Genomic DNA, 24,046 nt, shown 5'->3' with positions numbered 1-24,046 from the left:
CGGCGCGGCGGGCGAGCACCGCTCGCCCGGGCTCCACCCACGCCATGACTCGCTCCAACGACGAACGGGAGTACGCACCGCATGAACGACACCGATCTGGCACTGACCTGGAAGCAGCCGGAGGCCCGGCCCGACGAGGCGGTGGACCACCCCGCCGGGGACATCCGGCTGCGGGCCGGCGGCGGGCTGGGCCTGCGTTCGCAGCTGCTGTCCGCCGCCGGCGGCGCCGCGGCACCGGCCTTCGAGTTCCCCACCATGACCGTCCCGATCTGACCGCACCGGGGCGCCGGGCACCACTCCACCGTCGGACGACACCGACACCGACACCGACACTGAAACCGAGACTGGAACCGACCTCGACACCGACGCCGGACGACGCGCCCGCGAGGCCGCGGCCGGCCCGGCGGCCGCCACCGGGGACCGGGCAGCGCCCCGGTGGCGGACCGGACGGGCGTCTCGCCGATGTGGCCGTAAGGTAATCACCCCGTGCCGGAGCCGTGGTAACTTCGTGGCCGATTCACCACCTACAGATCGGACAGGTCGTCAAGTAGCCTGCGGCCATGCGGACCACTTCGTCGATCACCGTCGGCCGGGCAGCCGAGCTCAGCCTGCTCGGCAGCGCCCTCGCCGCCGCCCGGCAGCGGTCCGGACAGGCGCTCTTCCTGCTCGGCGAGGCCGGGATCGGCAAGTCCCGGCTGGCCGGCGAGTGCGCCTACCAGGCGTACGGGCTCGGGCTGCCGGTACTGCGCGGCCGCGGCAGCTCCACCGGGACGGTCACCCCGTTCCGGCCGCTGATCGAGGCGCTCTCCTCCCGCTTCCGGGCCGCCGGCCCGCCCACCGACCCCGAACTCGACCCGTACCGGCCCGCCCTCGCCCGGCTGGTGCCCGAGTGGCGCGGGGCGGCGGCCGGGGCCGGCGTGTACCCCGAGACGGTGGTCGAGCTGGCCGAGGCGCTGCTGCGGCTGCTCGCCGTCCTCGGCCGGGAGCACGGGTGCGTCCTGCTGCTGGAGGACCTGCACGACACCGACGCGGAGACGGTCGCCGTGCTGGAGTACCTGGTCGACAACCTGGCCGACCTGCCCGTCCTGCTGGTCGCCACCCTGCGGGCGGAGCCGGGCCCGGCGCTGGACCTGGTCCGGGCCGCCGAGCGCCGACGCGCCGCCGGCGTCACCGAACTGCGCCCGCTGGCGCCGGCCGACGTCCGGGCGATGGCCGCCGCCGTCCTGGGGAGCGAGGCCGCCGACGTGCCGGCGGCCGTCCTGGAGACGCTGGCCGAACGCGGTGACGGCTGCCCCTACCTGATCGAGGAACTGCTCGCGGACATGCTGGCCGGCGGCACACTGCACCGCGCCGGCGGTCGCTGGGAGGTGGCCGGCGGCCTCCGTACCGGCGTACCCGGCACCATCGTCCGCAGCTGGGGCCGGCGGATCGACCAGCTGGACCCGCCCGTGCGCGAACTCCTGCTCACCGCCGCCACCCTGGGCAGCCGGTTCTCGGTCGCCACCGTCCAGCTGATCACCGGTTACGACGACCGCACCCTCTTCAGCCATCTGCGGTCGGCCTCCGAGGCCAACGTCATCGTGCCCGACGGCGCCGCTCCGGACCGGTACGCCTTTCGCCACGCCCTCACCGCCGACGCGGTCACCGCCGCCCTGGCCCCCGCCGAGCGCGCCGCGGTGGCCCGCCGGGCGGCCCGGGCGATCCTCCGAGCCGACCCGGAACTCGCCGACGAGCGCCGCCAATTGGTCGCCTCCCTGCTGCTGGCCGGCGGGGACCGGAGGGGCGCCGCCGGGCATTTCGCCGAGGCCGGGCGGCGCGTCCTGGAGGCCGGTGCCGCCGGGTCGGCGGTGGTGCTGCTGGAGCGGGCGCACGAGCTCGCCGGGGACGCCGAACGGGCCGCCGTCACCGAACAGTTGCTGCCGGCCCTGGCCGAGGCCGGCCAGCTCGACCGCGCGTTCGAGCTGGTCCGCACACTGCCCCCGGTCCGGCCGGAGCCCACGGCCGTCCGCGACCCGACCACCCGCACCCCGGCCGTCGACCGCCGGGTCGACCTGCACACCCGGCTCGCCTGGGCTGCCGTGATGGCCGAGCGCACCACCGAGGCCGCCGCCCAGGTCGCCGCCGCCCGCGCCCTCTCCGGCGCGCACCCGCGCCCCGAGCAGGACGCCGCACTGGTCGTCGTCGAGGGCCATCTGGCGCTCCTGCCCGACCATGTGCCGGGGCCCGCCCCCGCTCCCGACCATGCCCGCGACCACGAACCCGGCGACGAACCCGGCAGCGACCGCACCGGCAGCGACCGCACCGGCCACGACCACGGCGACGAGCACCCGGGGCGGGCCCGCCTCGCCCGGACCGAAGTCCTCGCCCGCCGGGCCGCCGAGGTGGCCGAACGCTCCGGGCAGCCGGTGATCGCCTGCCAGGCCTGGCAGTTGCTCGCCCTGCTGGCCCGTGAACGCGGCTTCGACGACGCCGACGCCTGTCTGGAACGCATGCTCGCGGTGGCCGAGGCCCACGCCCTGCCCGTCTGGCGGGTGGAGGCGCTGCTCCGGCTGGGCGCCAACGCCTTCATGCGCACCGGCGACGGCACCCGCCTCGAACGCGCCCGGGAGGCCGCCGCCGGCCTCGGCGCGATCGTGCTCACCCAGACCCTGGACGGCCTGCTCGCCATGAACGCCGTGCTGCGCGGCGAGTGGCGGACCGCCCGCGAGATCGTCGACCGCTGCCTGGACGCCACCGCCCGGCTGAACAACGTCCCCGCCCACCGCTACCTGCTGCTCGGCTCCGCGACCCTCGCCGCCCACCGCGGCCGGGGCCGCGAGATGGAGCGCGAACTGGCCCGGTTCCGCCAGGCCGGCGGCGAGGAGTCCTTCCTGATGCCCCTGCGCCACGGCCTCTGCCGCGCCATCGGCGCGCTGCTCGCCGAGGACCGCGCGGGGGCCCGCGCCGAGCTGGCCGCCGGCCTCGCCTGGGAGCAGGAGCACCCCAACGTCTTCTACCTGGCCGGCCGGCACGGGCTGCACCCGCTGCTGGAGGTGGCCGAGGGCACCTGGCAGCGCGCCGACCTCACCCGGGCCATGGCCGCGCCGGCCACTCAACTCGCCTGGAACCGCCAGTTCCTGGGCTTCGCCGAAGCCGTACTGCTCGGCCGCGAGAGCCGCCCACAGGACGCCGCCCGCGCCGTCGAACGGGCCCGCGCGGCGGCGGCGCCGTTTCCGCTCGCCCACCACCTGGCACTGCGGCTCACCGCCGAAGCCGCCCTCACCGACGGCTGGGGCGATCCGGTGGGCTGGCTGCGCACCGCCGAGGAGTACTTCCACGAGGCCGGGATCCAGCCGGTCGCCGCCGCCTGCCGGACCCTGCTGCGCCGGGCGGGCGCCAGCGTGGCCCAGCACCGCGGCGGACGCGACGCCATCCCGGCCGGGCTGCGCACCTGCGGTGTGACGCTGCGCGAGTACGAGGTCTTCGCCCTGCTCACCGACCGCCCGGGCAATCAGCAGCTGGCCCGGCAGCTCTCCATCTCCCCCCGCACGGTGGAGAAGCACGTGGCCAACCTGCTCGCCAAGACCGGCCGTCCGGACCGCGCGGCCCTCTGCGAGCTCGCCGCCGAGCTCTGCCCCGAACCCCAGGACCGGAGCCGGGGCCCGTCCTCGGCACCGGTCGCCTGAGGGACGTCCGCGCCGGGGCGACCGCGGTGCCCGGCGGCCCCTCGCCTCAGGGGGTCAGCCGGACGATCTCGCCGACCTCCAGGGCCGCGTACACCACGCCGTCCGGCCCCACCGCGACGCCGTGCGGTTCGGCGGACGGAACGGGCAGCTGGTACCCCTCGTAGCGGCCGTCGGGGGTGAGCGAGCCGATCCGGTTGCCCGCCCATTCGGTGAACCAGAGCCGACCGTCGGGAGCCGCTGCGACGGCGTGCGGGCGCGCGGCCCGGTCGGGCAGCGGGTACTCGGTCACCCGGCCGTCCACCGTGATCCGGCCGACCTGCCCGGCGCCGATCTCGACGAACCAGAGCGCGCCGTCGCCGCCGGCGGCGATGCCGACGGGCGCGGCGCCCTCGGTCGGCAGCGGGTGGAGCGTGATCTCCCCCTCGACGGTGATCCGGCCGACGGCGCCGGTCTGGTTGAGGGTGAACCAGAGTGCGCCGTCCGCCCCGGCCGTGATCATCGACGGGAAGGCGCCGGCCATGGGCAGCGGATACTCCGTCACCCGGCCGTCCACGGTGATCCGTCCGATCCGGTCCGCGTTCAGCTCGGTGAACCAGAGCGCGCCGTCCGGTCCGGCCGCGATCCCGAACGGCCCGGCCGCGTCCGTCGGCAGCCCGAACGACCGCTGCCGCCCGTCGGTGTCGATCCGCCCGATCCGGTGGTCCCGCATCCGGGTGAACCAGAGCGCGCCGTCCGGCCCTGCCGTGATCACCGCCGGCCCGGATTCCGCCGCCGGCGGCCCGAAGCGCCGCACCGACCCGTCCGCCGCCAGCCGCCCGACCTCCCCGGCGTGCACCAGCGTGAACCAGACGCCGCCGTCCGGCCCCACCGCGACGCCGTACGGCCCGCTCCCGCCGTCCGACACCTGGAACCGTTCGATCGTCCCGCGCATCCGCACCCTCCCCTATAGCGACTTGAATCGCATTAACACTCTCGCACACTCCGCCACCCGCCCACCGGGCACGGTCGGTGGCTTCGTCCACCGTCCCGTTCACGGGGATCTGTCCGGTGAGCGTGGCCGCCGACGCCCGGCTCGACGAGGAGGTCCTCGGCCCGGCGGCCGAGGCGGTCGGCCGGGAGCCGAGCCGGCGCGGCCGGTCCGCTACTCCTGACCCGAGGTCACGCCGTCATCGTCGACCCGCTCGGCGTCCTGCGGCCCCGGCTGCCCGCGGTGGGCCGGGTCGGCGGTGCCGCGCAGGACGGAGACCACGCCCACACCGGCGGCGCAGATCGGCACGGCCAGCAGCGCGCCCAGGATGCCGGCGATACCGGCGCCCGCCACCACGGCGACCATGATGGTGGCCGGGTGCAGCTCGACGGTACGGCTCTGGATCACGGGCTGGAGGATGTTCCCCTCGATGGCCTGGACGGCGAGCACGATGCCGAGTGCCCAGAGTGCCGTCCCCAGGCCCCCGTCGGCCAGCGCGACCAGGACGGCGACCGTCCCGGAGAGGAAGGCCCCGACGAACGGGATGTAGGCGCCCATGAAGACCAGCGCGCCGAGCCCGGGCGCACCGGGGATGTCGAGCAGGAGCAGACCGACGGTGATGAAGAAGGCGTCGATCAGGGCGATCAGGGTGGTGCCGCGCATGAATCCGGCCATCGCCTCGAACGCCCGGTCGGCGCACGCGATGACCGTCTCGGCACTGCCGGCCGGGAGGTGCGCGCGGAGGGCCTGCGGGGTGCGGTGACCGTCACGGAGGAAGAAGAAGACCAGGGCGAGCGCGAGCACGGCACCGGTGAGGATCTGGGTGGCGAGGCCGAGACCGGAGAGCACGCCGTTGGTCACCGTGGAGATCAGCGAACTGGTCTCGCCCGAGGCGTTGTCCAGCGCGTGCCGGATCTTCTCGCCGACCGGTCCGAGCCAGGCGGCGAGCCGGTCACCGGCCTGCTGGAGCGACTCGGCGATCTGCGGGGCGCTGTGCACCAGCGAGTTGACCAGCAGGGCGATCACCCCGCCGACGGCGGCGACCAGGAGGGCGCAGGTCAGCCCGGCGGCCGGACCACGGCCGAGACCACGGCCGACCATCCACGGCATCACGGGGTAGAGCAGCGAGGTGCCCAGCAGCGCCAGGATGACCGGGACGGTCGCCGCGCGCAGTTCTACCAGGGCGAAGACGACCAGCGAGGCGACGGTGATCAGGAGGATGACGGCGGCCGACCAGGCGGCGGCCGCCCGGACCGGGGGCGGCAGCATCAGGTACGGCCTGCGGTGGTCCGGCCGCCGCTCGTCAGGAGCCCTGCCGGACGGAAGTTCCCCCGACATGTCCACCTCCGCCTGGATCGACCGACCCCATCGCCCCATCTCAGCAGATGATCTGATCAACTGCCTGTTATGCCGGACCCCGGCGTACCCGGGCCGGCCGCCACCGGCCCGGGCGCCCTGCCGCGCACCCCTACTCGCGGAACTCGAAGCTCCACGCCTGCCGCTGGTCGTTGACGTCCAGCGGGCGCAGCGCGAGCCGTGGCGGGAAGATCCTCAGCAGGCTCAGGTCCAGCGCCAGCTCGACCCCGTCGATCGGGCCGCCCGGCACGACCACGTGGAAGGTGTACGGCTCGGCGGCCTGGTAGAGCGCCCACGCACGGGGCTCGGTGGACCCCATGATCATCTCGTTGAGGCCCGGCTGGTCGTCGTAGGTCAGGAACGTCTGGTGCCGCAGGTTGCGCAGCTGGACGGTGCCGTCGTCGAGCCCCTCCAGCTGCCACTCCTGCTCGCCCGGCTGCCCGGTCGGCGGCAGCACGACGGCGAGGTCCTTGGGCTCCAGCAGCGTGATCAGCTGCTCGTACGGCTTGCTGATGGCGTAGACGCCATTGGGTACGGGTGCCACGGTCGGCTCCACTCTGCGACGCGGCGCCGCGCGGACGCCGCTGACCATTGGGTGAGCCGATTCAACCGGCGGCAACCCGGCCGTGCACGGAGGAATCGCGGAGCCTCACTCCATCGGGAACGGCGTCCCGTGCAGCCGTTCCCCGATCGAACGCCGGAGCTACCCGACCTCCTCGAAGCGGACCTCCCCGCCCCCGCCGGCGAACGTCAGCACCCGCTCGGCCTCCGTCCGCGCCTCCTGCCGGTCGCCCCGGCCCAGCGCCGCGAACGGGCGGAGCACCACCGCACGGTCGCCGGCCCGACTCCCGGTCAGCTGCCAGCTCCCGGCGACCAGGCCGTCGACCAGCAGGGTGCCGAGCACGATGCCGTTCTGCGTCATCACCCGCGGCCGGTACTCCTCGGGCAGCACCCGGGTACGGTCGGCGTGCGAGAGCAGCAGGTTGTCGAAGGGAGCCAGCAGCCGGACGGGCGCCGGGACGGCCGGGTCGGGCCGGGGCGCCTGCGGCAGGTCGTACAGCAGCCGGCCGTGCTCGTCGCGGAAGGTCACCAGCTCCGGTGCGAGCCTCCCCAGCACGGCGCCGAGCCGGCTGAGGCCGCTCCACTTCTGCAGGTCGGCGACGGTCGCCGGGCCGAAGGCGGCGAGGTAACGCAGAGCCAGCCCGTCGAGCGAGGCGGCCCGGTCCAGCGGGCGACCCAGCCAGGACTCGGCGGTGGTGTGCGCCGCGGCCCCGCTCCGGCCCCAGACACCGCGCGGCGGCACCTGGACGAGCGGCAGCAGGCAGCGCGCGGCCTGGGCCAGCGCGGCCGGATCGCGGCCGGGCCGGGTCTCGGCGAGCAGCGCGCCGAGTCGCTGGAAGGTCAGCGGCCGTTCCTCCAGCAGGGTCCGGGCCTCGGCGGCGAGCGCGGTGAGGTCCACCCCGGCCAGCCGCTTGCCGAAGGTGGTGCGCAGGCCCTGGTCGAGCACCGGCTGGAGGAGCGGGCGCAGCATCAGGCAGTCGTCCGCCGTCACCAGGTGGATGGTGCCGCGGTGCAGGGCGATCCGCACCGCCTCGCGACGCTCGATCAGCTCGCTGAGCGGCTCGGGGGTGAAGCCCTCCAGCCGGCTGAGCAGCCCGAGGTAGGGCGGCTGCGGCACGGCCTGGGCCTGGAGCCCGCCGAGGTGGCGGACCATCGCGGCCGGCGTCATGGCGCTCCGGGCGAGCAGGTGCTGACGGGCCAGCAGAGCGCGGCCGAGCGCGCGGGCGCCCAGGACGGGAGGTTCGGTCACCGACGGCCGTCCAGCACCGAGCGCAGCACGCCGATCCGGTTGGTGGTGATCGAGTCCACCCCGGCGGCGCGCAGCCGGCGCATGGTGCGGCGCAGGTCGGCGGTCCAGGTGGAGACGGCGAGGCCGGCGTCGTGGGCGGTGGCGACGAACTCCGGGGTGGCCAGGCCGAACGGCGGGTTGAGGAAGCGCGGGCGCAGGTCGTCCAGCAGGGCGCGGGCGGGCAGCCGCGGCTGCTTCCAGGTCAGCGCGATCTCGGCGTCCGGGGTGAGGGCGCGGACGGCGAGCATCGCGGTGGCGGGGCCGCAGAAGGCGACCCGGCGCTCGGCGCCGAGTCCGGTGACGGCCGCCCAGGTGGCGGCGGCGGGGTGCGGGTCGTCCAGGTCGATCAGCAGCCGGGCGGCCGGGGTGGCGGCCACGGCCTTGACCGCCTCGGCGAGCGTGGGCACGGCGAGGGCTCCGTCGCGCACCTCGTCGAGCTGGTCGAGGGTCACCCGGCGGAGGGGGCGCGGGTCACCCCAGAGGCGTTCGAGGGTCTCGTCGTGCAGCAGGACGGGCACGGCGTCGCGGGTGAGCCGGACGTCGACCTCCACCGCGTCGGCGCCGGCGGCCAGCGCGGACTCGACCGAGGGCAGGGTGTTCTCCCGGTACCGGTAGGGGTCGCCGCGGTGGGCGACGGCGAGCACCGGGCGGCGGACGGCGTTCGAGCCGGCAGGGGCGTTCATCGGCGCACTCAACGGATCAGCCCCGCGAGCCACGGGGACAGCTGGTGGTGGGCGACGGCCTCACGGTAGCCGGGCTCACCGGGCACGGTGACGATCAGCGTGCAGGAGGGCGGGAAGGTCCGCCGCCGCACCTGGACCTGTCCGCTCCAGACCGCGTCGAGGAAGGCGGGCACGCTGTCGCGCGGCACGTCGAAGGCGATGTTGTCGACGGCGACCACCACCTCGTCGTGGACGAAGAGGCGGACGGTGATCTCGGGGCGGCCGCCGATCTCCAGCAGGGCCTCGTGGGGTATCGCGTCGAGTCCGTCACCCACGTCGTGGCCGCCGACCAGTCCGGCGAAGGTCTGGTCGCGGCCGATGTCGTGGGCGGCGCGCACCTCGCGGCCGTGCCGTGCGGCCATCGCCTCGATCGCGAACACGGCGCTCTGGGTGGACGGCAACGGCGGGTGGGGCATCGGGTGGCGGTCCTCTCGTCGGCGATCTCTACAGGTCGTGCGGGGCGGTAGGGCCCTGCGGGTCCGTACTGCGGGCACCGGAGGTCCGCTCCGGTGTGCGGTCAACGCAGTTCGACCATCACATTGGTCGACTTGATGACGGCCGTCGCGGGTGTGCCGGCGACCAGCTTGAGTTCCTCCGCCGACTCCCGGCTGATCAGCGAGACCACCCGGAACGGCCCGGCCTGGATCTCCACCTGCGCCGCCACGTCGCCGAGCACCACGCCGGTGACGATGCCCGGGAAGCGGTTGCGGGCCGAGGACGGCCGCCCCTCGGCCTCGGCGTTCTCCGGACGGGCGAGCTCCCGGGCGAAGGCGGCCAGTCGGGCACCGGGGATGATCCGGTGGCCGTGCTCGTCCCGCACGGCGGCGACCCGGCCGGCGTCCACCCAGCGCCGCATGGTGTCGGCGCTGACGCCGAGCATCGCCGCGGCCTCGCCGATCCGGTACGGGTTGACCGGCGCGTCGGACTGGCCCATGTGCGACTCCTGACGGTGGTTCGGTTCATGTTCGGCATGACGCCCGGTCTCCCGGCGGGCGACGGCGGCGCTGGTCCGGCCGTCCCCGCCATCCTGCCGTACCGGCCGCCCGCCGGGCGAGGCGGAGCCCCGGGGAGGGCCCGGTCCTACGGCTCGCCGAAGAGGTCCCGCCGCACGGCGTCGCCGGCGGTGAGGACGGCGCCGGCGAGCACCGCGCCGCCACCCGCCGTGCCGGCCCGGACTTCGGTGCGCAGCGGGGAGAACCCGGCGAGGCGGCGCTCGACCCGCCCGGCGAGTTCGTCCCCGCCGGCCCGGCCGATCTCGCCGCCGAGGACGACGCAGCCCGGGTCGAGCACGACGCAGACGGCGGAGGCGCCGATGGCGATCCGCTCGGCCAGCTCGTCGAGGAACGGCCCGCCCGGCTGCCCCTCCCCACAGGCGTCGAGCGCGGCCCGGACGACCGCCTCGGCGGCTGCCGCGTCGTCGGCGGGATCGGCGGGCAGGCCGTGGGCGCGGGCCAGCTCGCAGACGGCGGCGCTGCCGACCAGCCCGTGGAAGCCTCCCTCGCACCCGGTGGCGCTGGGCAGGCCGGGGGCGCCTGGGACGGGCAGGAAGCAGATCTCGCCGGTGCCGCCGGAGGCGCCGCGGCGCAGCCGGCCGTCGAGGATGACGGCGGCGCCGACGCTGTGGCCGAGCCAGATCAGGACGAAGGTCTCCCTGCCCCGGGCGGCGCCGATCCGGTACTCGGCGCGGCCGGCCAGGTTGACCTCGTTCTCCAGGATCACGTCGGTGCCGGGCAGCGCCTCCAGGGCGGTGAGCAGTTCGGCGTGCCAGCCGGGCAGCGCGCCGGTGCTGTAGAGCCGGCCGGTGGCGGGGGCGACCAGGCCGGGGGCGCCGACGGCGACGGTGTGCAGCCGCTCGACGCCGGCCCGGTCCGCGGTCTCGCGCAGGGTGCGGACGATCCGTTCGGCCGTACCGGCGTCACCCCGGCCCTCGACCGCCAGTTCGGCGCCGGCCAGGGTGTGCCCGGCGAGGTCGGCGACGACCAGGCTGACGCCGCCGGAGCGGACGTCGACGGCGGCGAGGTGGGCCCGCGAGGCGACCAGGGCGTACAGCCTGGCGTTGGGGCCGCGCCGTTGTTCGCCGCGCTCGCCGACCACGGCGACCAGGCCGGTCCGCTGCAGCCGTTCCAGCAGGTCGGCGACGGTGGGTCGGGAGAGCCCGGTGAGTTCGCGGAGCTCGGTCGCGGTCAGTGGCCCCTGTTCGAGCAGCAGGTTGAGCGCCAGCCGGTCGTTGATCGCCCGGGCGGTGCTCGGCGTGGCCGTACGCACGGTGGTCATGGGCGTCATCCTTCCAGAGTGTTTCTATCAGGGTCCCTTCCTGATAATTTATCGAAGGATGCCGCGGCCGACGCGCGAACCACGGCCCGTGCGGGCATCCATCAACAGGAACCACCCACAGGGCACCGTCGCGCCACCGCGCGGCCGGGAGGGAACACCGGATGACCGACAGCCTGACCACAGGACCACCCCTCGACCGGCCCGCCGCCGGCATCCTGGAACGGCCGCGCCGGGCCAGGGTGAGCATCAGCCTGGTGTTCGCCGTGCACGGCGCCGTCAGCGGCAGCTTCGTCACCCGCATCCCCTGGATCCAGGACCGCCTGGACCTCTCCCCCGGCCAGCTCGGCCTGGCCCTGGTGATGCCCGCGATCGGCTCCTCCCTCGCGATGCCGCTGGCCGGCCGGTTCGTCCACCGCTACGGCGGGCGGGCCGCGGTGCGCGGGCTGATCTCGCTCTGGTGCCTGGCACTGACCCTGCCCGCCCTCGCCCCCTCGCTGCCGCTGCTCTGCGTGATCCTGCTCGGCTACGGCGCGACGGCGGGCATGGCGGACGTGGCGATGAACGCCCAGGGCGTGGAGGTCGAACAGCGACTGGGCCGCTCGATCATGTCCGGACTGCACGGGATGTGGAGCGCGGGCGGCCTGCTGGCCTCCGCCTTCGGCATCCTCGCCGCCCACCAGGACCTGGACGCCCGCCTCCAGTTGGCCGTCACCGCCCTGGTGCTGCTCGGCCTGGCGCAGCCGATCTGCCGAGGCCTGCCCGACCTGCGGGCCGCCGAGGACGACCAGGCCCCGCCGCGCTTCGCCCTGCCGCCGCGCAGCTCGCTCGTGATCGGACTGGTCGGCTTCTGCGCGGTGTTCGCCGAGGGCGCCTCGATGGACTGGAGCGGCGTCTACCTCAAGGACGTCACCGGCGCCTCGGCCACCGTGGCGGCCGCCTCGTACACCGCGTTCGCGCTCACCATGGCGGTCAGCCGGCTGGCGGGCGACGCCGCGATCCGCCGGCTCGGCGCCGTCCGGGCGACCAGGATCAGCGGTGCGATCGCCACCGCGGGCGGGCTGCTGGTGGTCCTCGCCGACCACCCGGCCATGGCCGTCGCGGGCTTCGCGCTGATCGGCATCGGGATCGCCGTCGTCGTCCCGCTCGCCTTCGCGGCCGCCGGCCGGATCGGCACCAACCCGAGCCAGGCCATCGCGGGCGTCGCGACCGTCACCTACACCTCGGGCCTGGTGGCGCCGGCCGTCATCGGGGCCCTCGCCCAGGCCACCTCGCTCACCGTCTCCTTCGGCGTCGTCGCCGCGCTGACCTTCGCCCTCCTGCTGAGCGCCGGCGCCCTGCGCCGGGCCGAACCGGCCGCCGACCACTCGACGGGCACCGACCACCCGGCGGTCGAGGGCCGGCCGGCCACCGACCGGCGACCCACCGATCATGTGATCGCACCGTCATCGAAATAGCCTTACAAAAGAAATTCCCGCGCGATATGATCGCAATTCAGAATCGAATTCTTCGCTAATATCGCCGACTGCCGGGTGCACCGAGCGCCCGGCAGTTCCGCGACCAGTGGAGGAATTCCCCGTGTGCTACGACGCCGACTCCGCACCCCCCGCCTTCAGCCCCGCCACCGGCACCGTCGCCGAGTCCGCCGCCCTGACCCTCAGCTCGGGCGACGGTACGGAGTTCGCCGCCTTTCTGGCCCGGCCCGACCGGCCGACCGGCCCGGGCGTGCTCGTCCTGCCGGACAACCGCGGCCTCTCCGATTTCTACCGCGAGACCGCCGTCCGGCTCGCCGAGCAGGGCCACCCCGCGCTCGCGCTCGACTATTTCGGCCGCACCGCCGGAGCCGCCCCGCAGAAGCGCGCGCCGGAATTCGGCGAACTCCCGAACCTGCTGCCGCATCTGCTCGCCCTCACCCCGGACGGCCTCGACGCCGACCTCACCGCCGCCATCGGCCGGCTGCGCGCGACCGGTGCCGCCGACGTCGTCGCGCTCGGGTTCTGCTTCGGCGGCCGCCAGGCGTTCCGCGCCGCCGCGCCTCGGTTCGGTCTCGCCGGGGTGGTCGGCTACTACGGCTACCCCGACGTCCTGAACGGCGCCCCCGGCCCCACCCAGCTCGCCGCCGGCCTGACCGCCCCCGTGCTCGCCTTCTGGGGCGGCGCCGACGAGCACATCCCGCCCGCCACGGTCGCCGCCTTCGACGCGGCCCTGACCGCGGCCGACTGTCCGCACGAGTTCATGACTTCTCCGCGGGCTCCGCACAACTTTTTCGAGCAGGGCGCCGTCGAACACTCCGACGCTGCCAGGACGTCCTGGCAGCGTCTGCTGAGCTTCCTCGCCGCTCCGGGCCGGCCCCGGCCGGCCTGACCTCGGCGACCACCACCACGTACACACCACAGGGGGACCAATGACCGCCCGATCCACCGCGAGACGACGCCTCGCCTCCACCGCCGCCGTCGCCGCCCTCGGCCTCGGCGGTGCGCTGCTGACCGCCGCGCCCGCGTCGGCCGCCTTCCTCTACAAGCCGATCGACATCGCCCAGGACGTCGAGGTCCGGGTGCAGTCCAGCGACAAGTGCCTGGAGGTGGCCGACTGGAGCACCGACGACGGCGCCCCGGTCCGCCAGTGGACCTGCACCGGCGGCGACAACCAGAAGTGGCGGTTCACCGACGGCTACGCCGTCAACGTCCACAGCGGCAAGTGCCTGGAGATCCCCGGCTACAGCACCGCTGCGGGCACCCGGGTCGCCCAGTGGACCTGCAACAAGGGCGTCAACCAGCGCTGGGGAGTCGTCAACGTCAGCCAGGGCACCCTGGCCATCGTCAACTTCGACAGCGACCTCGTGCTGGACATCAACGGCGGGGGCTTCGACAACGGCACCCCGGCGATCCAGTGGTACCCGACCGGCGTGTACAACCAGCGCTGGTTCTTCAACCCGAACGTGGTCCTGTAGGACGGCCCGCCGGGCCGGAGCCGGCCACCCGGCCCGGCCCGGCCGCCGGTCCCGCCCGGACCGCGCACCCGGCCGCACACCTGACCGTCCACCCGCACGCGCTCAGCCACCCGACACCAGGGGGACCTCGATGACCGCGCCCCGCACCTCCCCGGTCCGACGCCTGGGCTCCGCCGTCGCCGCGCTCGCCGTCACCGGTGTGCTCGCCGCGGCGGTGCCGACCTCGGCACAGGCCGCCGCCACCACCAGCATCCCGTTCGAGATCCGCAACGCCATCACCAACAAGTGCCTGGAGGTCGCCGACTGGCGCACCGACGACGGCGCCCCCATCCGCCAGTGGACCTGCACCGGCGGCGCCAACCAGAAATGGGTCTGGACCGACACCGACCAGCTGATCAACGTCCACAGCGGAGCATGCCTGGAGATCCCCGGCTACAGCACCACCTGGGGCGTCCAGGCCGGCCAGTGGACCTGCAACGGCGGGCTCAACCAGGCCTGGTCGGAGACCGTCGTCCACCACAGCGGCATCCGCACGCTGAACAACGGCTTCAGCGGCCTCGTCCTGGACCTCACCGGCTTCAGCAGCGCCGACGGCACCCCGATCACCCAGTGGGGGCGCAACAACGGGTTCAACCAGGCCTGGCTCTACTCCCCCTGGCCGCCCGGCCCGCACAGCTGAGCCCGAACCGAGCCCGCACCGCGACAGCCACCCCACGGCGCCCCGGTGATCCGGCGTCGCCCGGCACCGGGCCCGGCCCGGGCCCGAGGTGAACCCGCCGCCCCGGCCACCGGGCCGCACGGTTAGGCTCGGGCGGTGCCCGCACCCGCACCTTCACCCGCACCGCCCGAGCCGATCGCGCCGCCCGCAGCCCCGCCGTCGCCCGCGCCGACCGGGCCGACGCCCGGGCCCGCCGCCGGCGCCCCGTACGCGCGGTGGCTGCGCTCGCCGTGGCCGCGGTTCGCCCTGCTGGTGGTGATCCTCGCGGCGGCGGCCGGCTCGCTGCTGCTCTGGAGCCCGTCGGCGCTGCTCACCGGCGGGCTCCCGGCCGGAGTGCCGGCGTACTGGCTGGCACCCGCGTTCACGGCGGTCTACGCGGTGGGCACGCTCGCCTTCGTGCCCCGCCCGGCGCTCAACGCGGCGGCGGGGCTGCTGCTCGGCATCCAGCAGGGCGTCCTGCTGGCCGTGCTCGGCACCACCCTGGGCGCGGCGATGGCCTTCGCGCTGGGCCGGCTGCTCGGCCGCGACGCGCTCCGCCCCCATCTGCGCGGGCGCCTGATGACCGCGCTGGACAAGCGGTTCACCGAGCAGGGGTTCCGCAGCGTGCTGCTGCTGCGACTGCTGCCCGGCCTGCCGTTCCAGGCGGGCAACTACGGCGCCGCGTTCTCCGGCGTGCGGTTCCTGCCGTTCCTGAGCGCCACCGCGATCGGGGTGGTACCGACCACGGCGGTCTACGTCACGGCGGCGGCCACCGCCGGGGAGCCGGGGTCGGCGGCGTTCCTGGTGTCGGCCGGCGCGATCGTCGCCCTGGGCGTGGGCAGCCTGGTCTCGCTCGGGCGGGCCGCCGTCCGCCGCCGCCGCGCCCCGCAGACCTGAACACCCGGCGCGGCCCCGCCGGCCCCGGGCGGCCGACGACAATTCGGTCGCCCTCTCCCCGTCGCCTGCGCCAGGATGGCCGCCATGACGAACGACCGGACGCCCGGCACGACGATCACGCCGCGCTTCTGCGCGAACTCGTCGACGGGCGGCACCGGCGAGTGAAATCGTTCCCACATTGTTGACAGAAGGTCAATTGGGCGGTTACCGCGACCGATATGGTCTACGCGCGCAACCGTCCGCCGTTCCGCTGCGTCGCAACTGTTGCCCGGGTTCACCCGGGTTTCCGGCGCGGCACGACTCGTACGGGGGTCGCGAGCGGGCACGGGACCGGTGATCAGTGCGATACTCGGACAGTTCCGACGAGTGGATGACGTGTCAAAAGGACACGCGCACCGGGGGACCTGTACGGAACGAGGCAGGGAGGCGCGGCATGGGAGCACTTCGCGACGAGCACCACAACGGGTGGCTGATGCCCTCCGGGCACTACCCGGCCGCGGTGTACGACGACGAGTGGATCGAGCAGGAGACGGTACCGTCCTCCCCCGCTCCCGCGAAGATCGTCTCCCTGCGGCCGACGGGCTTCGAGGCCGCGCGAACGGTCGGCGAGCACATCCGGGCGAGCATCCCGGTGGTCATGGATCTCACCGAGATGGACGAGGCCGAGGCCAAGCGCATGGTCGACTTCGCCTCCGGGCTGATCTTCGGCACCTGCGGCGGGATCGAGCGGATCGCCCGCCGGGTCTTCCTGCTCACGCCGGCGGACGTCGAGGTGATGGTGATCGACCGACCGCTGGACGAGACCGGGTTCTACAACCAGAGCTGACCGGGCCGCGTTCGGCAGCACGCGACCCGCGACCGGGGACGGCCACCGCCGTCCCCGGTTTTTTGCTGCCCTGCCCTGCCCTGCCCCGCCCTGCCCTGTCATCGGCCCGGCCGGCCCCGCCCGGAACGACAGGTCGCTCCATCGTCCACGGCAGGACAAACGAGCCTCAGCTGAACCATGCGAGGAAGCAATGAGACATCCATGTCTCATCTGACGTACACTAGCCGCATGGCCACCGACCGCGACTCCGTCCTCGAAGCCGCCGTGGGCGTGCTCTCCCGCCGCCCGACCGCCCATCTCGACGAGATCGCCCGCGCCGCGGGCATCAGCCGCGCCACCCTGCACCGGCTCTTCCCGGGCCGTGAGGCGCTGATCCGCGAGGTCGGCCTGCTCGGACTGCGCACGTTCGGCACCGCCCTGGACGCCGCCGCCATCGAGGACGGCGACGCGCACGCCGCGCTGCGCCGCCTGGTCGACCTGATCGTCCCGGACGCCGCGCTCTGCGCATTCCTGGCCGGCGAGAACCAGCTCTACGACGACGACGACATCAACGAGCTCTGGGACTCGCAGATCGCCCGGCTGCAGGCACTCTTCCTGCGCGGCCAGCAGCAGGGCGTGTTCCGCATCGAGCTGTCCGCGGGCTGGCTCAGCGAGGCCTTCTTCGACCTGGTGGCCGGCGTCGGCTGGGCCGTCCAGGACGGCCGGCTCGCACCCCGCGACGGAGCCTTCTCACTCGCCGAACTCTTCCTCGGCGGCGCGCTGCGACCGCCGCAGCCGCGCTGAGGCCCCCACAGCACCTCGGACCACGGCACCCCGGAACCACAGCACCCCGGACCACAGCACCTCGGACCACAGCACCTCGGACCACAGGCCCTCGTAACGGCGGCCGGAAACCGATACCCATGAGCAGCACCGTCCCCGTCCGCCCCCGCCAGCGCTGGACCGGCCTCGCCGTCCTCGTCCTGGCCGTCACCCTGGTCGCCGTCGACGCGACCGTCCTGTCCCTGGCCATACCGTCGATCAGCGAGACGCTGCGCCCCAGCGGCACGCAGCTGCTCTGGATCGGCGACGCCTACTCCTTCGTCCTGGCCGGCCTGCTGGTCAGCATGGGTTCGCTGAGCGACCGGATCGGCCGCAAGAAGCTGCTGCTGGCCGGCTCCACCGCGTTCGGCGCCGCCTCGCTGCTGGCCGCCTACGCGCCCAGCGCCGACTGGCTGATCCTGGCCCGCGCGCTGCTCGGCGTGGCCGGGGCGACCATCATGCCGTCCACCCTGTCGCTGATCCGCAGCCTCTTCCCGGACGACCGCGAGCGGGCCACCGCGATCGGTATCTGGGGCGCGGCCGCCACCGCCGGTGCCGCGCTCGGCCCGGTCGTCGGCGGGGTGCTGCTGGAGCACTTCTGGTGGGGCTCGGTGTTCCTGCTGAACATCCCGGTCCTGGTCCTGCTGCTGGTCTTCGGCGCCTGGCTGCTGCCCGAGTCCAGGGACCCGAAACCGGGCCGCTGGGACGTGCTGAGCGTGGCGCTCTCGCTGACCGGTGTGATCGGCGTGGTCTACGCGATCAAGGAGGCCGCCGCCCACGGAGTGCTGCGCTGGGACGTCCCGGTCGCGGCCGTGCTGGGCGCCGCCGCCCTGACCGTCTTCGTCCGCCGCCAGCTGCGTCTGCCCACCCCGCTGCTGGATGTCCGGCTCTTCGCCGACCGGCGCTTCACCGCGGCGGTGCTGGCCTCGCTCACCGCGCTGATCGGGCTCTCCGGCGTGGTCTTCGTGACCTCCCAGTACCTGCAGCTGGTGCGCGGCTACGAGCCGCTGAAGGCGGGCCTGGCCGAGCTGCCGGCCTTCGCCGGAGCCGTGGTCGGCGGTCTGCTGACCGCCCGGCTGGCACGGCGGGCGGGCGCCCGGGCCGCCCTGACGCTGGGCCTGCTGGCCATGGGCACCGGCATCGGCGTGCTCGGCTGGGTCCAGCAGGACTCCACCTACCTGGTGCTCGCCGCCGCGTTCCTGATCGTCGGCACGGCCGAGGGCGTGGTCTACACGCTCGGTGCCGACCTGGTGCTGAGCGCCGCACCCGCCGACAAGGCCGGCGCCGCCTCGGCGGTCTCAGAGACGGCGTACGAGCTGGGGACGGCACTCGGCATCGCCCTGGTCGGCTCGGTGGTCGGCTCGCTCTATGCGGGCGGGCTGGCCGTGCCGGCCGGGGCGGACCAGGCCACTGCCGCCCGGGCGGGCGAGTCGCTGGGCGGCGCGGTCGAAGCGGCCCACGGCCTGCCGCAGACGCTGGCCGGGCCGCTGCTGCAGAGCGCCCGCGACGCCTTCGTGCATGGCATGAACGTCGCCGCGATCCTGGCCGGCGCGCTGCTGCTGGCCGCGTCCGCCCTCGCCTGGCGCCTGCTGCGGGGCCTGCCGAAGGCGGCCCCGGGCGAGGCCGGGCCGACGGAGCGCCCGATGCGGCCGGAGCGGCCGGCCCACGAGAAGGCCGCCGCCTAGCCCCGCCCCCCACATACGCGCGCGACCTCGTACCCTTTCCCCGGGGTGCGAGGTCCCGCGCGCCTGCGCGGTCAGACGACCCCGAACGGCAGCTCCAGCTCGGCCCAGACCACCTTGCCGTCCCTGGTCAGCCGGCTGCCCCAGCGCTGGGCCAACTCGTTGACCAGGAACATCCCGCGCCCGCCCTCGTCCTGCTCGGCGAACGGTCGCAGCTGCGGCGTCTGGCCGCCGGAGTCGGCGACCTCGACGGTGAGCACCCGGTCGCGGAAGAGCCGGAGCCGACGCGGGGCGTCGGCGTGCAGCAGGGCGTTCGTGACCAGCTCACTGACCAGCAGCTCGGCGTAGTCGGAAAGCGCGGACAGGCCCCAGCCGTCCAGGGTGGCGCGGGTGAAGCGGCGGGCCTTGCCGGGCAGTCGGCCGCCGCCGGTGAGCGGGAGCGTGGCGATCCGGTCGGCGGGCAGCGGCAGCACCCGGGCCATGATCATCGCGATGTCGTCGTCGGTGCCGTCGGTGACCAGGGCGCCGAGGACGGCGTCGCAGCTCTCCTCCAGGGTGCGACCGGGGCCGGACAGGGTGCGGGCGAGCAGGTCGATGCCGTCGTCGAGGTCGTGGCCGCGGCGCTCGACCAGGCCGTCGGTGTAGAGGGTGAGCATGCCGCCCTCGGGGAGGGTGAACCCGATGGACTCGAAGGCCACGCCGCCCACCCCGAGCGGCACGCCGGGCGGGACGTCGATCCTGCGGGCGGTGCCGTCGGGAGCGACCCAGACCGGGGGCAGGTGCCCGGCCGAGGCGACCTGAACGGTCCGCTCCAGCGGGTCGTAGACGGCGCAGATACAGGTGGCGAACTGGCCCTCGCCGATCCCCGAGGCGGTCTCGTCCAGCCGGGTGAGCACCTGCTCGGGCGGCATGTCCAGGGTGGCCAGGGTCCGGGCGACGGTGCGCAGCTGGCCCATCGTGGCCGCGGCGCGGATGCCGTGGCCCATCACGTCGCCGACGACCAGGGCGACCCGGCCGCAGGAGAGCGGGACGACGTCGAACCAGTCGCCGCCGACCTCGCTGGTCATGCTGCTGGGGAGGTAGCGGTAGGCGATCTCCAGACCGAGCGTGCGGTGGATCTCCTGCGGCAACAGGCTGCGCTGCAGGGTGAGCGCGGTCTCGCGTTCGCGCCGGTAGAGCCGGGCGTTGTCGATCGCGATGGCGGTGCGCGCGACCAGTTCCTCGGCGAGCGCGACATCGGCGGCGGTGAACGGTTCGGAGTTGCGCATCCGGATGAACTCGGAGCCGCCGAGCACCATGCCCCGGGCGGTCAGCGGCACCATCAGGTACGAGTGGATGCCGGCCTCCATGCCGGGTGCGACCCGCTCCTCGGTGGCGACCAGGCCCCGCAGCACCTCCTCGTCGACGTGGGCGCGCAGCAGCGGGCGGCCGCTGCGCAGGCACTGGGTGTAGCTGCGGTCGGGGGCGTACTCGGAGACCTCGCCGACGGTGTCGACGGCGTGCACCAGGCCGGACTCGTACGACTCGCCGACGGCGACGGCGCGCAGCTGGACGGAGCGGTCCTCCGGGATCGCGGTGGGCTCGGCGCCGCGCAGCACCGGCTCCAGCAGGTCGACGGTGGCGAAGTCGGCGAACCGGGGGACGACGGCCTCGATCAGCTCCTCGGCGGTGCGCTGGAGGTCGAGGGTGGTGCCGATCCGGGCGGTGGCCTCGGCGATGGTGGTGAGACGTTCCTGCGCGCGGGCGGCGCGGGCCTCGGCCTGGAACCGCTCGGTGACGTCGATGATGGAGGAACAGACGCCGAAGACCCGGCCGGTGGAGTCCTCCAGCCGGAAGTAGGAGGCGGACCAGGCGCGGTCGCGGCGCGGATCGCCGGGGACCCGGCCGTGCGAGCGGGCGTCGACCACCGGCCGGCCGGTGGTGAGCACCTGTCTCATGGTCTGTTCTATCTCGGCGCTGTTGATGCCGGGCAGGACCACGCTGATCCGGCGTCCCAGGTGCTCCTCGACGGGGACGCCGTTCATCCGGGCCAGCGCCCCGTTGAGCCGGACGTAGCGCAGGTCGGTGTCGTAGACGGCCATGCCGATCGGGGACTGGCCGAAGATGCCGTCGAGGACGGCGAGGTCGGCCTCGACCCGGTGCAGGGCCTGGGTGTCCGAGGCGGTGGCGAGCAGCAGCAGGGTGCCGCCGGGGCCGGCGATCGGGTACGTGCGGAACTCCAGCTCGACGACGTGGCCGTCACGGTGGTGGACCGGGAAGACACCGGACCAGCCCTTGCCGCTCATGATGCGCTCGAACAGGGCGAGCACCTCGGGGCGGCCGTCCCGGGCGGTGAGCAGCTGGGCGGCGTACCGGCCGACGGCCTCGTCGGCGGGGTAGCCGAGCAGCGCCTCGGCGTCCTCGCTCCAGTGCAGGATGAGGCCGTCCTCCTGGAGCAGCGCGGTGGCGAGCGGGACAAGGCGGTGGCCGTCCAGGCGTACGGAGGCTGCGCCCGGTGCGGGACCGGCGGCGTCGGTCGCGTCCCATTCGTGTCCGTGCATGATCAGGCAGCACCCCGCGTTCGGCTCGTGCCCGGCCGGGCGGGGCCTCGCGGTCCGTGCCGGCCGGGGTTCTTCTCCAGACTGCACGGACATCGGCCGCCCGGCGACCCCTTGGTCAAAGGTTCATCGGACGGGCCTGGTGTACGGGCGTCATGGGCGTACCGGCCGCAGCGTACCCTCCAGAAGGCTCGCCCACTGCCGGATCACTCCGGATCGTCTGGCGCTGTCGTCGGACAGCAGATTGGCCAGTCCGAGACCGCGTGCCATGTCGAGGGTCGCCTGCACCGTCTCGCGCACTCCGGGCCGGCTTTCGTCGGCGTCCAGGAACTCGACGGCGGCCCGGTGGGCCTCGCGGCCGACCCGGCCCTCGAGTGCGACGATCCGCGCACGCAGCGGTTCCTCGGTGGCGGCGGCGACCCACAGATGGAGGGCTGCGCGGAAGAGCGGCCCGGTGTAGAGGCGCACGATCATGTCGACGACGGCCACGGTGCGGTCGGGTCCGGCGGCCGGCAGCGCGTCCGCATGGGCGCGGACGGCTGCCAGCCGCTCGGCGGTGACGTGTTCGACGGCCGCGGTGAAGAGGTCCTCGCGGGTGGGGAAGTGGTGCTGGGCGGCGCCCCGGGAGACGCCGGCGCGTTCGGCGACCACGGTGACGGTGGAGGCGTTCCAGCCGACCTCGGCCAGGCAGTCGACGGCCGCCGCCAGCAACCGCTGCCGGGTGGCGCGGCTGCGGTCCTGCTGGGGGGTACGGGCGGCGGGGTGGGCGGTCATCGGCGGCGACTGGTCCTGTCCGTGCGGTGTCCGGGCGGGGTCGATCCTCGCAGATCCGCGACCCGGCTCAGCGGGCGGCCTCACGGGCGCGCAGCTCCCGGCGCAGGATCTTGCCGGCGGCAGACTTGGGGACGGCGTCCAGGAACTCCACCGCGCGGACCTTCTTGTACGGGGCGACCTGGCCCGCCACGAAGGAGGTGACGTCCTGCTCGGTGAGCGCACTGCCGGGGGCTCGGACCACGAAGGCCTTGGGGTACTCGGCGCCCTCCGCGTCCAGGACGCCGATCACCGCGGCGTCGGCGATCTGCGGGTGGGTGAGCAGCAGAGCCTCCAGCTCGGCGGGGGCGACCTGGTAGCCCTTGTACTTGATCAGCTCCTTGACCCGGTCGACGACGTAGAGGTAGCCGCGTTCGTCGACGTAGCCGACGTCGCCGGTGTGCAGCCAGCCGTCGGCGTCGATGGTGGCGGCGGTGTCGGAGGGGCGGCCGAAGTAGCCCTTCATCACCTGCGGGCCGCGGATCAGCAGCTCGCCCGGCTCGCCCGGGCCGAGGTCGGTGCCGCTGCCGTCCAGGGCGGCGACCCGCAGTTCGGTCGAGGACACCATCCGGCCGACCGAGCCCGGCGAGGGGTCGGTCTCGGTCGGGCAGACGACGTGCGAGACCGGCGACAGCTCGGTCATGCCGTAGCCCTGGAGGATGTGCGGCAGACCGATCCGGCGGGCGCAGGCGGCGGCCAGTTCGGTGTCCAGCGGCGCGGCCGCGCAGAGCAGGTACTCCACGGAGGAGAGGTCGAAGCGCTCGACCACCGGGTGCTTGGCCAGGGCGAGCGCGATCGGCGGTGCCACGAACAGGGCCTGGACGCGCTGCTCCTCGATGGTGCGGCAGAACTGCTCCAGCTCGAAGCGCGGCAGCACGACGACGGTGGCGCCGCACCGAAGCGGCTGGTTGAGCAGGGCGGTGAGGCCGTAGATGTGGAAGAAGGGGAGGACGGCGAGGATCCGCTCGCCCTCCGGCGGCCGGTACAGGGCGTCCGTCTGGGCGAGGTTGGTGGCGATCGACCGGTGGGTGAGCATCACGCCCTTGGGCAGGCCGGTGGTCCCGCTGGAATAGGGCAGGACTGCGATGTCGGTACCGGGGTCGATCACGGGCTCGGGCTCGTCGCCGCCGGAGGCGAGCAGATCCGCCAGCGAGCGGTGGCCCTCGGCACCGTCCAGCACGATGATCTCGGCGAGCGCCCGGCCCTCGGCGGCGAGCTTCTCGGCGGCCTGCCGGGCGGTGGCCAGGAACGCCGAGACGGTGACCAGCCAGCGGGCGCCGCTGTCGGCGAGCTGGCCGGCCAGCTCGCCGGGGGTGGCCAGGGAGGAGACCATGGTGACGGTGGCACCGGCCCGGGTGGCACCGTAGAAGGCCATCGGGTAGGCGATCGTGTTGGGGCTGAACAGCGCCACCACGTCGCCCTGGCGCACTCCTGCCTCGGCCAGGCCGGCGGCGGCCCGGCGGACGGCCGTGGCGAGCCGCGCATGGCTGACCGACTCCCCGGTGACCCCGTCGATCAGGGCCGGCCGGTCACCGTACCGGTCGGCGGCGCCGAGCACCGCCTCGTGGATCGGCAGATCGACGATGCCGACGTCGGGGAACTCGCTGCGGAACACCAAGGTGTGCCTCCAAAAGGGTTAATGACGCACAGTCAGTCTCCGGCGACGGCCCCGCATGGCCGGCTGGCCGGGCGCGCGGGCCAGGAGCATACGGCCATCGACTCCCGATCTCCGCGGCCCGAACGACGGGGCACCGCGTGCCACGCCGCGCGCGAGCGGGACGGTCGGTCCCTGTCCTTCCCACCGGACGGGGTGGATCAACCGGAGGACCGCGGCGGAGCGTTGCGCCATTGTGGTCAACCGTCGGGGGCGTGCGCGTGGCACGCTTGCCGCGCCCGGCGGACCGGCCCGACGGTCAGTCATGGACCGCCCCGCCCCCGGAGGGCGGCCCCCGACCAGGGAGCACCTCACCGTGAGAAGCACAGCCCAGCTGCCCTCCCCGCCGCCGTCTGCTCGCC

21 protein-coding genes are annotated in these 24,046 nt (G+C 74.5%); 10 read left to right on the top strand and 11 right to left on the bottom strand.

Going from position 1 to position 24,046, the window contains the following annotated elements; translation table 11 throughout:
* Positions 1-81 precede the first annotated feature (81 nt).
* Positions 82-273, top strand: a complete 192-nt coding sequence (locus AB0J08_RS22385; protein ID WP_360636902.1) for a hypothetical protein — start codon at positions 82-84, stop codon at positions 271-273.
* 287 nt (positions 274-560) lie between these two features.
* A complete protein-coding gene (locus tag AB0J08_RS22380) occupies positions 561-3,665 on the top strand; it encodes an AAA family ATPase (RefSeq protein WP_360636899.1) in 3,105 nt (1,034 codons plus the stop codon).
* 46 nt (positions 3,666-3,711) lie between these two features.
* On the opposite strand, the gene AB0J08_RS22375 is transcribed toward AB0J08_RS22380, so the two are convergent.
* The 8 genes from AB0J08_RS22375 to AB0J08_RS22340 form a co-directional block, all read right to left on the bottom strand.
* A complete protein-coding gene (locus AB0J08_RS22375; RefSeq protein WP_360636896.1) occupies positions 3,712-4,596 on the bottom strand; it encodes a virginiamycin B lyase in 885 nt (294 codons plus the stop codon).
* Between the two features lie 210 nt (positions 4,597-4,806).
* Entirely contained in the window at positions 4,807-5,970 is a 1,164-nt protein-coding gene (locus AB0J08_RS22370) for an AI-2E family transporter (RefSeq protein WP_360636893.1), read from the bottom strand.
* A 130-nt stretch (positions 5,971-6,100) separates the two neighbouring features.
* Positions 6,101-6,532 (bottom strand): hypothetical protein, encoded by a 432-nt coding sequence (locus AB0J08_RS22365; RefSeq protein WP_360636890.1) that lies wholly within the window; start codon positions 6,530-6,532, stop codon positions 6,101-6,103.
* Between the two features lie 159 nt (positions 6,533-6,691).
* Complete coding sequence (locus tag AB0J08_RS22360) at positions 6,692-7,798, bottom strand: winged helix DNA-binding domain-containing protein (protein WP_360636887.1); 1,107 nt, start codon at positions 7,796-7,798, stop codon at positions 6,692-6,694.
* Positions 7,795-8,520: a glycerophosphodiester phosphodiesterase gene (locus AB0J08_RS22355; protein ID WP_360636884.1), complete on the bottom strand. Its 726-nt coding sequence runs from the start codon at positions 8,518-8,520 to the stop codon at positions 7,795-7,797. The genes AB0J08_RS22360 and AB0J08_RS22355 overlap by 4 nt, the downstream gene beginning before the upstream one ends.
* Positions 8,521-8,528: 8 nt before the next feature.
* A complete protein-coding gene (locus AB0J08_RS22350; RefSeq protein ID WP_360636881.1) occupies positions 8,529-8,975 on the bottom strand; it encodes a hypothetical protein in 447 nt (148 codons plus the stop codon).
* A gap of 101 nt (positions 8,976-9,076) precedes the next feature.
* The gene (locus tag AB0J08_RS22345) at positions 9,077-9,493 is read right to left on the bottom strand and encodes a TOBE domain-containing protein (protein ID WP_360636878.1); all 417 of its coding nucleotides are present in this window, start codon (positions 9,491-9,493) and stop codon (positions 9,077-9,079) included.
* Between the two features lie 146 nt (positions 9,494-9,639).
* On the bottom strand, positions 9,640-10,833 hold the full coding sequence (locus AB0J08_RS22340; protein ID WP_360636875.1) for an ROK family transcriptional regulator: 1,194 nt from the start codon (positions 10,831-10,833) through the stop codon (positions 9,640-9,642).
* A 161-nt stretch (positions 10,834-10,994) separates the two neighbouring features.
* Here AB0J08_RS22340 and AB0J08_RS22335 point away from each other — a divergent pair, with 161 nt between their 5' ends.
* The 8 genes from AB0J08_RS22335 to AB0J08_RS22300 all read left to right on the top strand — a co-directional run bounded on the left by AB0J08_RS22335 (position 10,995) and on the right by AB0J08_RS22300 (position 18,686).
* The gene (locus AB0J08_RS22335; protein ID WP_360636872.1) at positions 10,995-12,287 is read left to right on the top strand and encodes an MFS transporter; all 1,293 of its coding nucleotides are present in this window, start codon (positions 10,995-10,997) and stop codon (positions 12,285-12,287) included.
* Positions 12,288-12,408: 121 nt separating this feature from the next.
* Complete coding sequence (locus AB0J08_RS22330; RefSeq protein ID WP_360636869.1) at positions 12,409-13,194, top strand: dienelactone hydrolase family protein; 786 nt, start codon at positions 12,409-12,411, stop codon at positions 13,192-13,194.
* A gap of 40 nt (positions 13,195-13,234) precedes the next feature.
* Entirely contained in the window at positions 13,235-13,780 is a 546-nt protein-coding gene (locus tag AB0J08_RS22325; RefSeq protein WP_360636866.1) for an RICIN domain-containing protein, read from the top strand.
* A 130-nt stretch (positions 13,781-13,910) separates the two neighbouring features.
* Positions 13,911-14,459, top strand: a complete 549-nt coding sequence (locus AB0J08_RS22320; protein ID WP_360636863.1) for an RICIN domain-containing protein — start codon at positions 13,911-13,913, stop codon at positions 14,457-14,459.
* Between the two features lie 135 nt (positions 14,460-14,594).
* Positions 14,595-15,374 (top strand): VTT domain-containing protein, encoded by a 780-nt coding sequence (locus AB0J08_RS22315; protein WP_360636860.1) that lies wholly within the window; start codon positions 14,595-14,597, stop codon positions 15,372-15,374.
* A gap of 433 nt (positions 15,375-15,807) precedes the next feature.
* Entirely contained in the window at positions 15,808-16,200 is a 393-nt protein-coding gene (locus AB0J08_RS22310; protein WP_360636857.1) for a cell division protein SepF, read from the top strand.
* A gap of 228 nt (positions 16,201-16,428) precedes the next feature.
* Positions 16,429-16,983 carry a helix-turn-helix domain-containing protein gene (locus AB0J08_RS22305; RefSeq protein ID WP_360636854.1) on the top strand — a complete coding sequence of 185 codons (555 nt, stop codon included), beginning with the start codon at positions 16,429-16,431 and terminating at the stop codon, positions 16,981-16,983.
* Between the two features lie 119 nt (positions 16,984-17,102).
* Positions 17,103-18,686 carry an MFS transporter gene (locus tag AB0J08_RS22300; RefSeq protein ID WP_360636851.1) on the top strand — a complete coding sequence of 528 codons (1,584 nt, stop codon included), beginning with the start codon at positions 17,103-17,105 and terminating at the stop codon, positions 18,684-18,686.
* A 71-nt stretch (positions 18,687-18,757) separates the two neighbouring features.
* Here the strand turns inward: AB0J08_RS22300 and AB0J08_RS22295 are convergent, their stop codons facing one another.
* From AB0J08_RS22295 to AB0J08_RS22285, 3 genes are all read right to left on the bottom strand, one after another.
* Positions 18,758-21,223 (bottom strand): SpoIIE family protein phosphatase, encoded by a 2,466-nt coding sequence (locus tag AB0J08_RS22295; protein WP_360636848.1) that lies wholly within the window; start codon positions 21,221-21,223, stop codon positions 18,758-18,760.
* 150 nt (positions 21,224-21,373) lie between these two features.
* A complete protein-coding gene (locus tag AB0J08_RS22290) occupies positions 21,374-21,994 on the bottom strand; it encodes a TetR/AcrR family transcriptional regulator (protein WP_360636845.1) in 621 nt (206 codons plus the stop codon).
* A 67-nt stretch (positions 21,995-22,061) separates the two neighbouring features.
* Positions 22,062-23,648, bottom strand: coding sequence for a 4-coumarate--CoA ligase family protein (locus AB0J08_RS22285; RefSeq protein ID WP_360636842.1), 1,587 nt, complete (start codon positions 23,646-23,648; stop codon positions 22,062-22,064).
* Positions 23,649-24,046 lie beyond the last annotated feature (398 nt).

Source organism: Kitasatospora sp. NPDC050463 (genome assembly GCF_040655255.1).
Lineage (GTDB): Bacteria > Actinomycetota > Actinomycetes > Streptomycetales > Streptomycetaceae > Kitasatospora.
The sequence above is the reverse complement of the archived record's forward strand: the minus strand, read 5'-3'. Positions and strand labels throughout refer to the sequence as shown.

Excerpts from the sequence above, each read along its gene's own strand:
- AB0J08_RS22350 (WP_360636881.1), bottom strand. The coding sequence starts at position 8,975 with ATGCCCCACCCGCCGTTGCCGTCCACCCAGAGCGCCGTGTTCGCGATC.
- AB0J08_RS22310 (WP_360636857.1), top strand. The coding sequence starts at position 15,808 with ATGGGAGCACTTCGCGACGAGCACCACAACGGGTGGCTGATGCCCTCC.
- AB0J08_RS22375 (WP_360636896.1), bottom strand. The coding sequence starts at position 4,596 with ATGCGCGGGACGATCGAACGGTTCCAGGTGTCGGACGGCGGGAGCGGG.
- AB0J08_RS22300 (WP_360636851.1), top strand. The coding sequence starts at position 17,103 with ATGAGCAGCACCGTCCCCGTCCGCCCCCGCCAGCGCTGGACCGGCCTC.
- AB0J08_RS22345 (WP_360636878.1), bottom strand. The coding sequence starts at position 9,493 with ATGGGCCAGTCCGACGCGCCGGTCAACCCGTACCGGATCGGCGAGGCC.
- AB0J08_RS22355 (WP_360636884.1), bottom strand. The coding sequence starts at position 8,520 with ATGAACGCCCCTGCCGGCTCGAACGCCGTCCGCCGCCCGGTGCTCGCC.
- AB0J08_RS22340 (WP_360636875.1), bottom strand. The coding sequence starts at position 10,833 with ATGACCACCGTGCGTACGGCCACGCCGAGCACCGCCCGGGCGATCAAC.
- AB0J08_RS22325 (WP_360636866.1), top strand. The coding sequence starts at position 13,235 with ATGACCGCCCGATCCACCGCGAGACGACGCCTCGCCTCCACCGCCGCC.
- AB0J08_RS22370 (WP_360636893.1), bottom strand. The coding sequence starts at position 5,970 with ATGTCGGGGGAACTTCCGTCCGGCAGGGCTCCTGACGAGCGGCGGCCG.
- AB0J08_RS22305 (WP_360636854.1), top strand. The coding sequence starts at position 16,429 with ATGGCCACCGACCGCGACTCCGTCCTCGAAGCCGCCGTGGGCGTGCTC.
- AB0J08_RS22380 (WP_360636899.1), top strand. The coding sequence starts at position 561 with ATGCGGACCACTTCGTCGATCACCGTCGGCCGGGCAGCCGAGCTCAGC.
- AB0J08_RS22385 (WP_360636902.1), top strand. The coding sequence starts at position 82 with ATGAACGACACCGATCTGGCACTGACCTGGAAGCAGCCGGAGGCCCGG.
- AB0J08_RS22335 (WP_360636872.1), top strand. The coding sequence starts at position 10,995 with ATGACCGACAGCCTGACCACAGGACCACCCCTCGACCGGCCCGCCGCC.
- AB0J08_RS22290 (WP_360636845.1), bottom strand. The coding sequence starts at position 21,994 with ATGACCGCCCACCCCGCCGCCCGTACCCCCCAGCAGGACCGCAGCCGC.
- AB0J08_RS22295 (WP_360636848.1), bottom strand. The coding sequence starts at position 21,223 with ATGCACGGACACGAATGGGACGCGACCGACGCCGCCGGTCCCGCACCG.
- AB0J08_RS22320 (WP_360636863.1), top strand. The coding sequence starts at position 13,911 with ATGACCGCGCCCCGCACCTCCCCGGTCCGACGCCTGGGCTCCGCCGTC.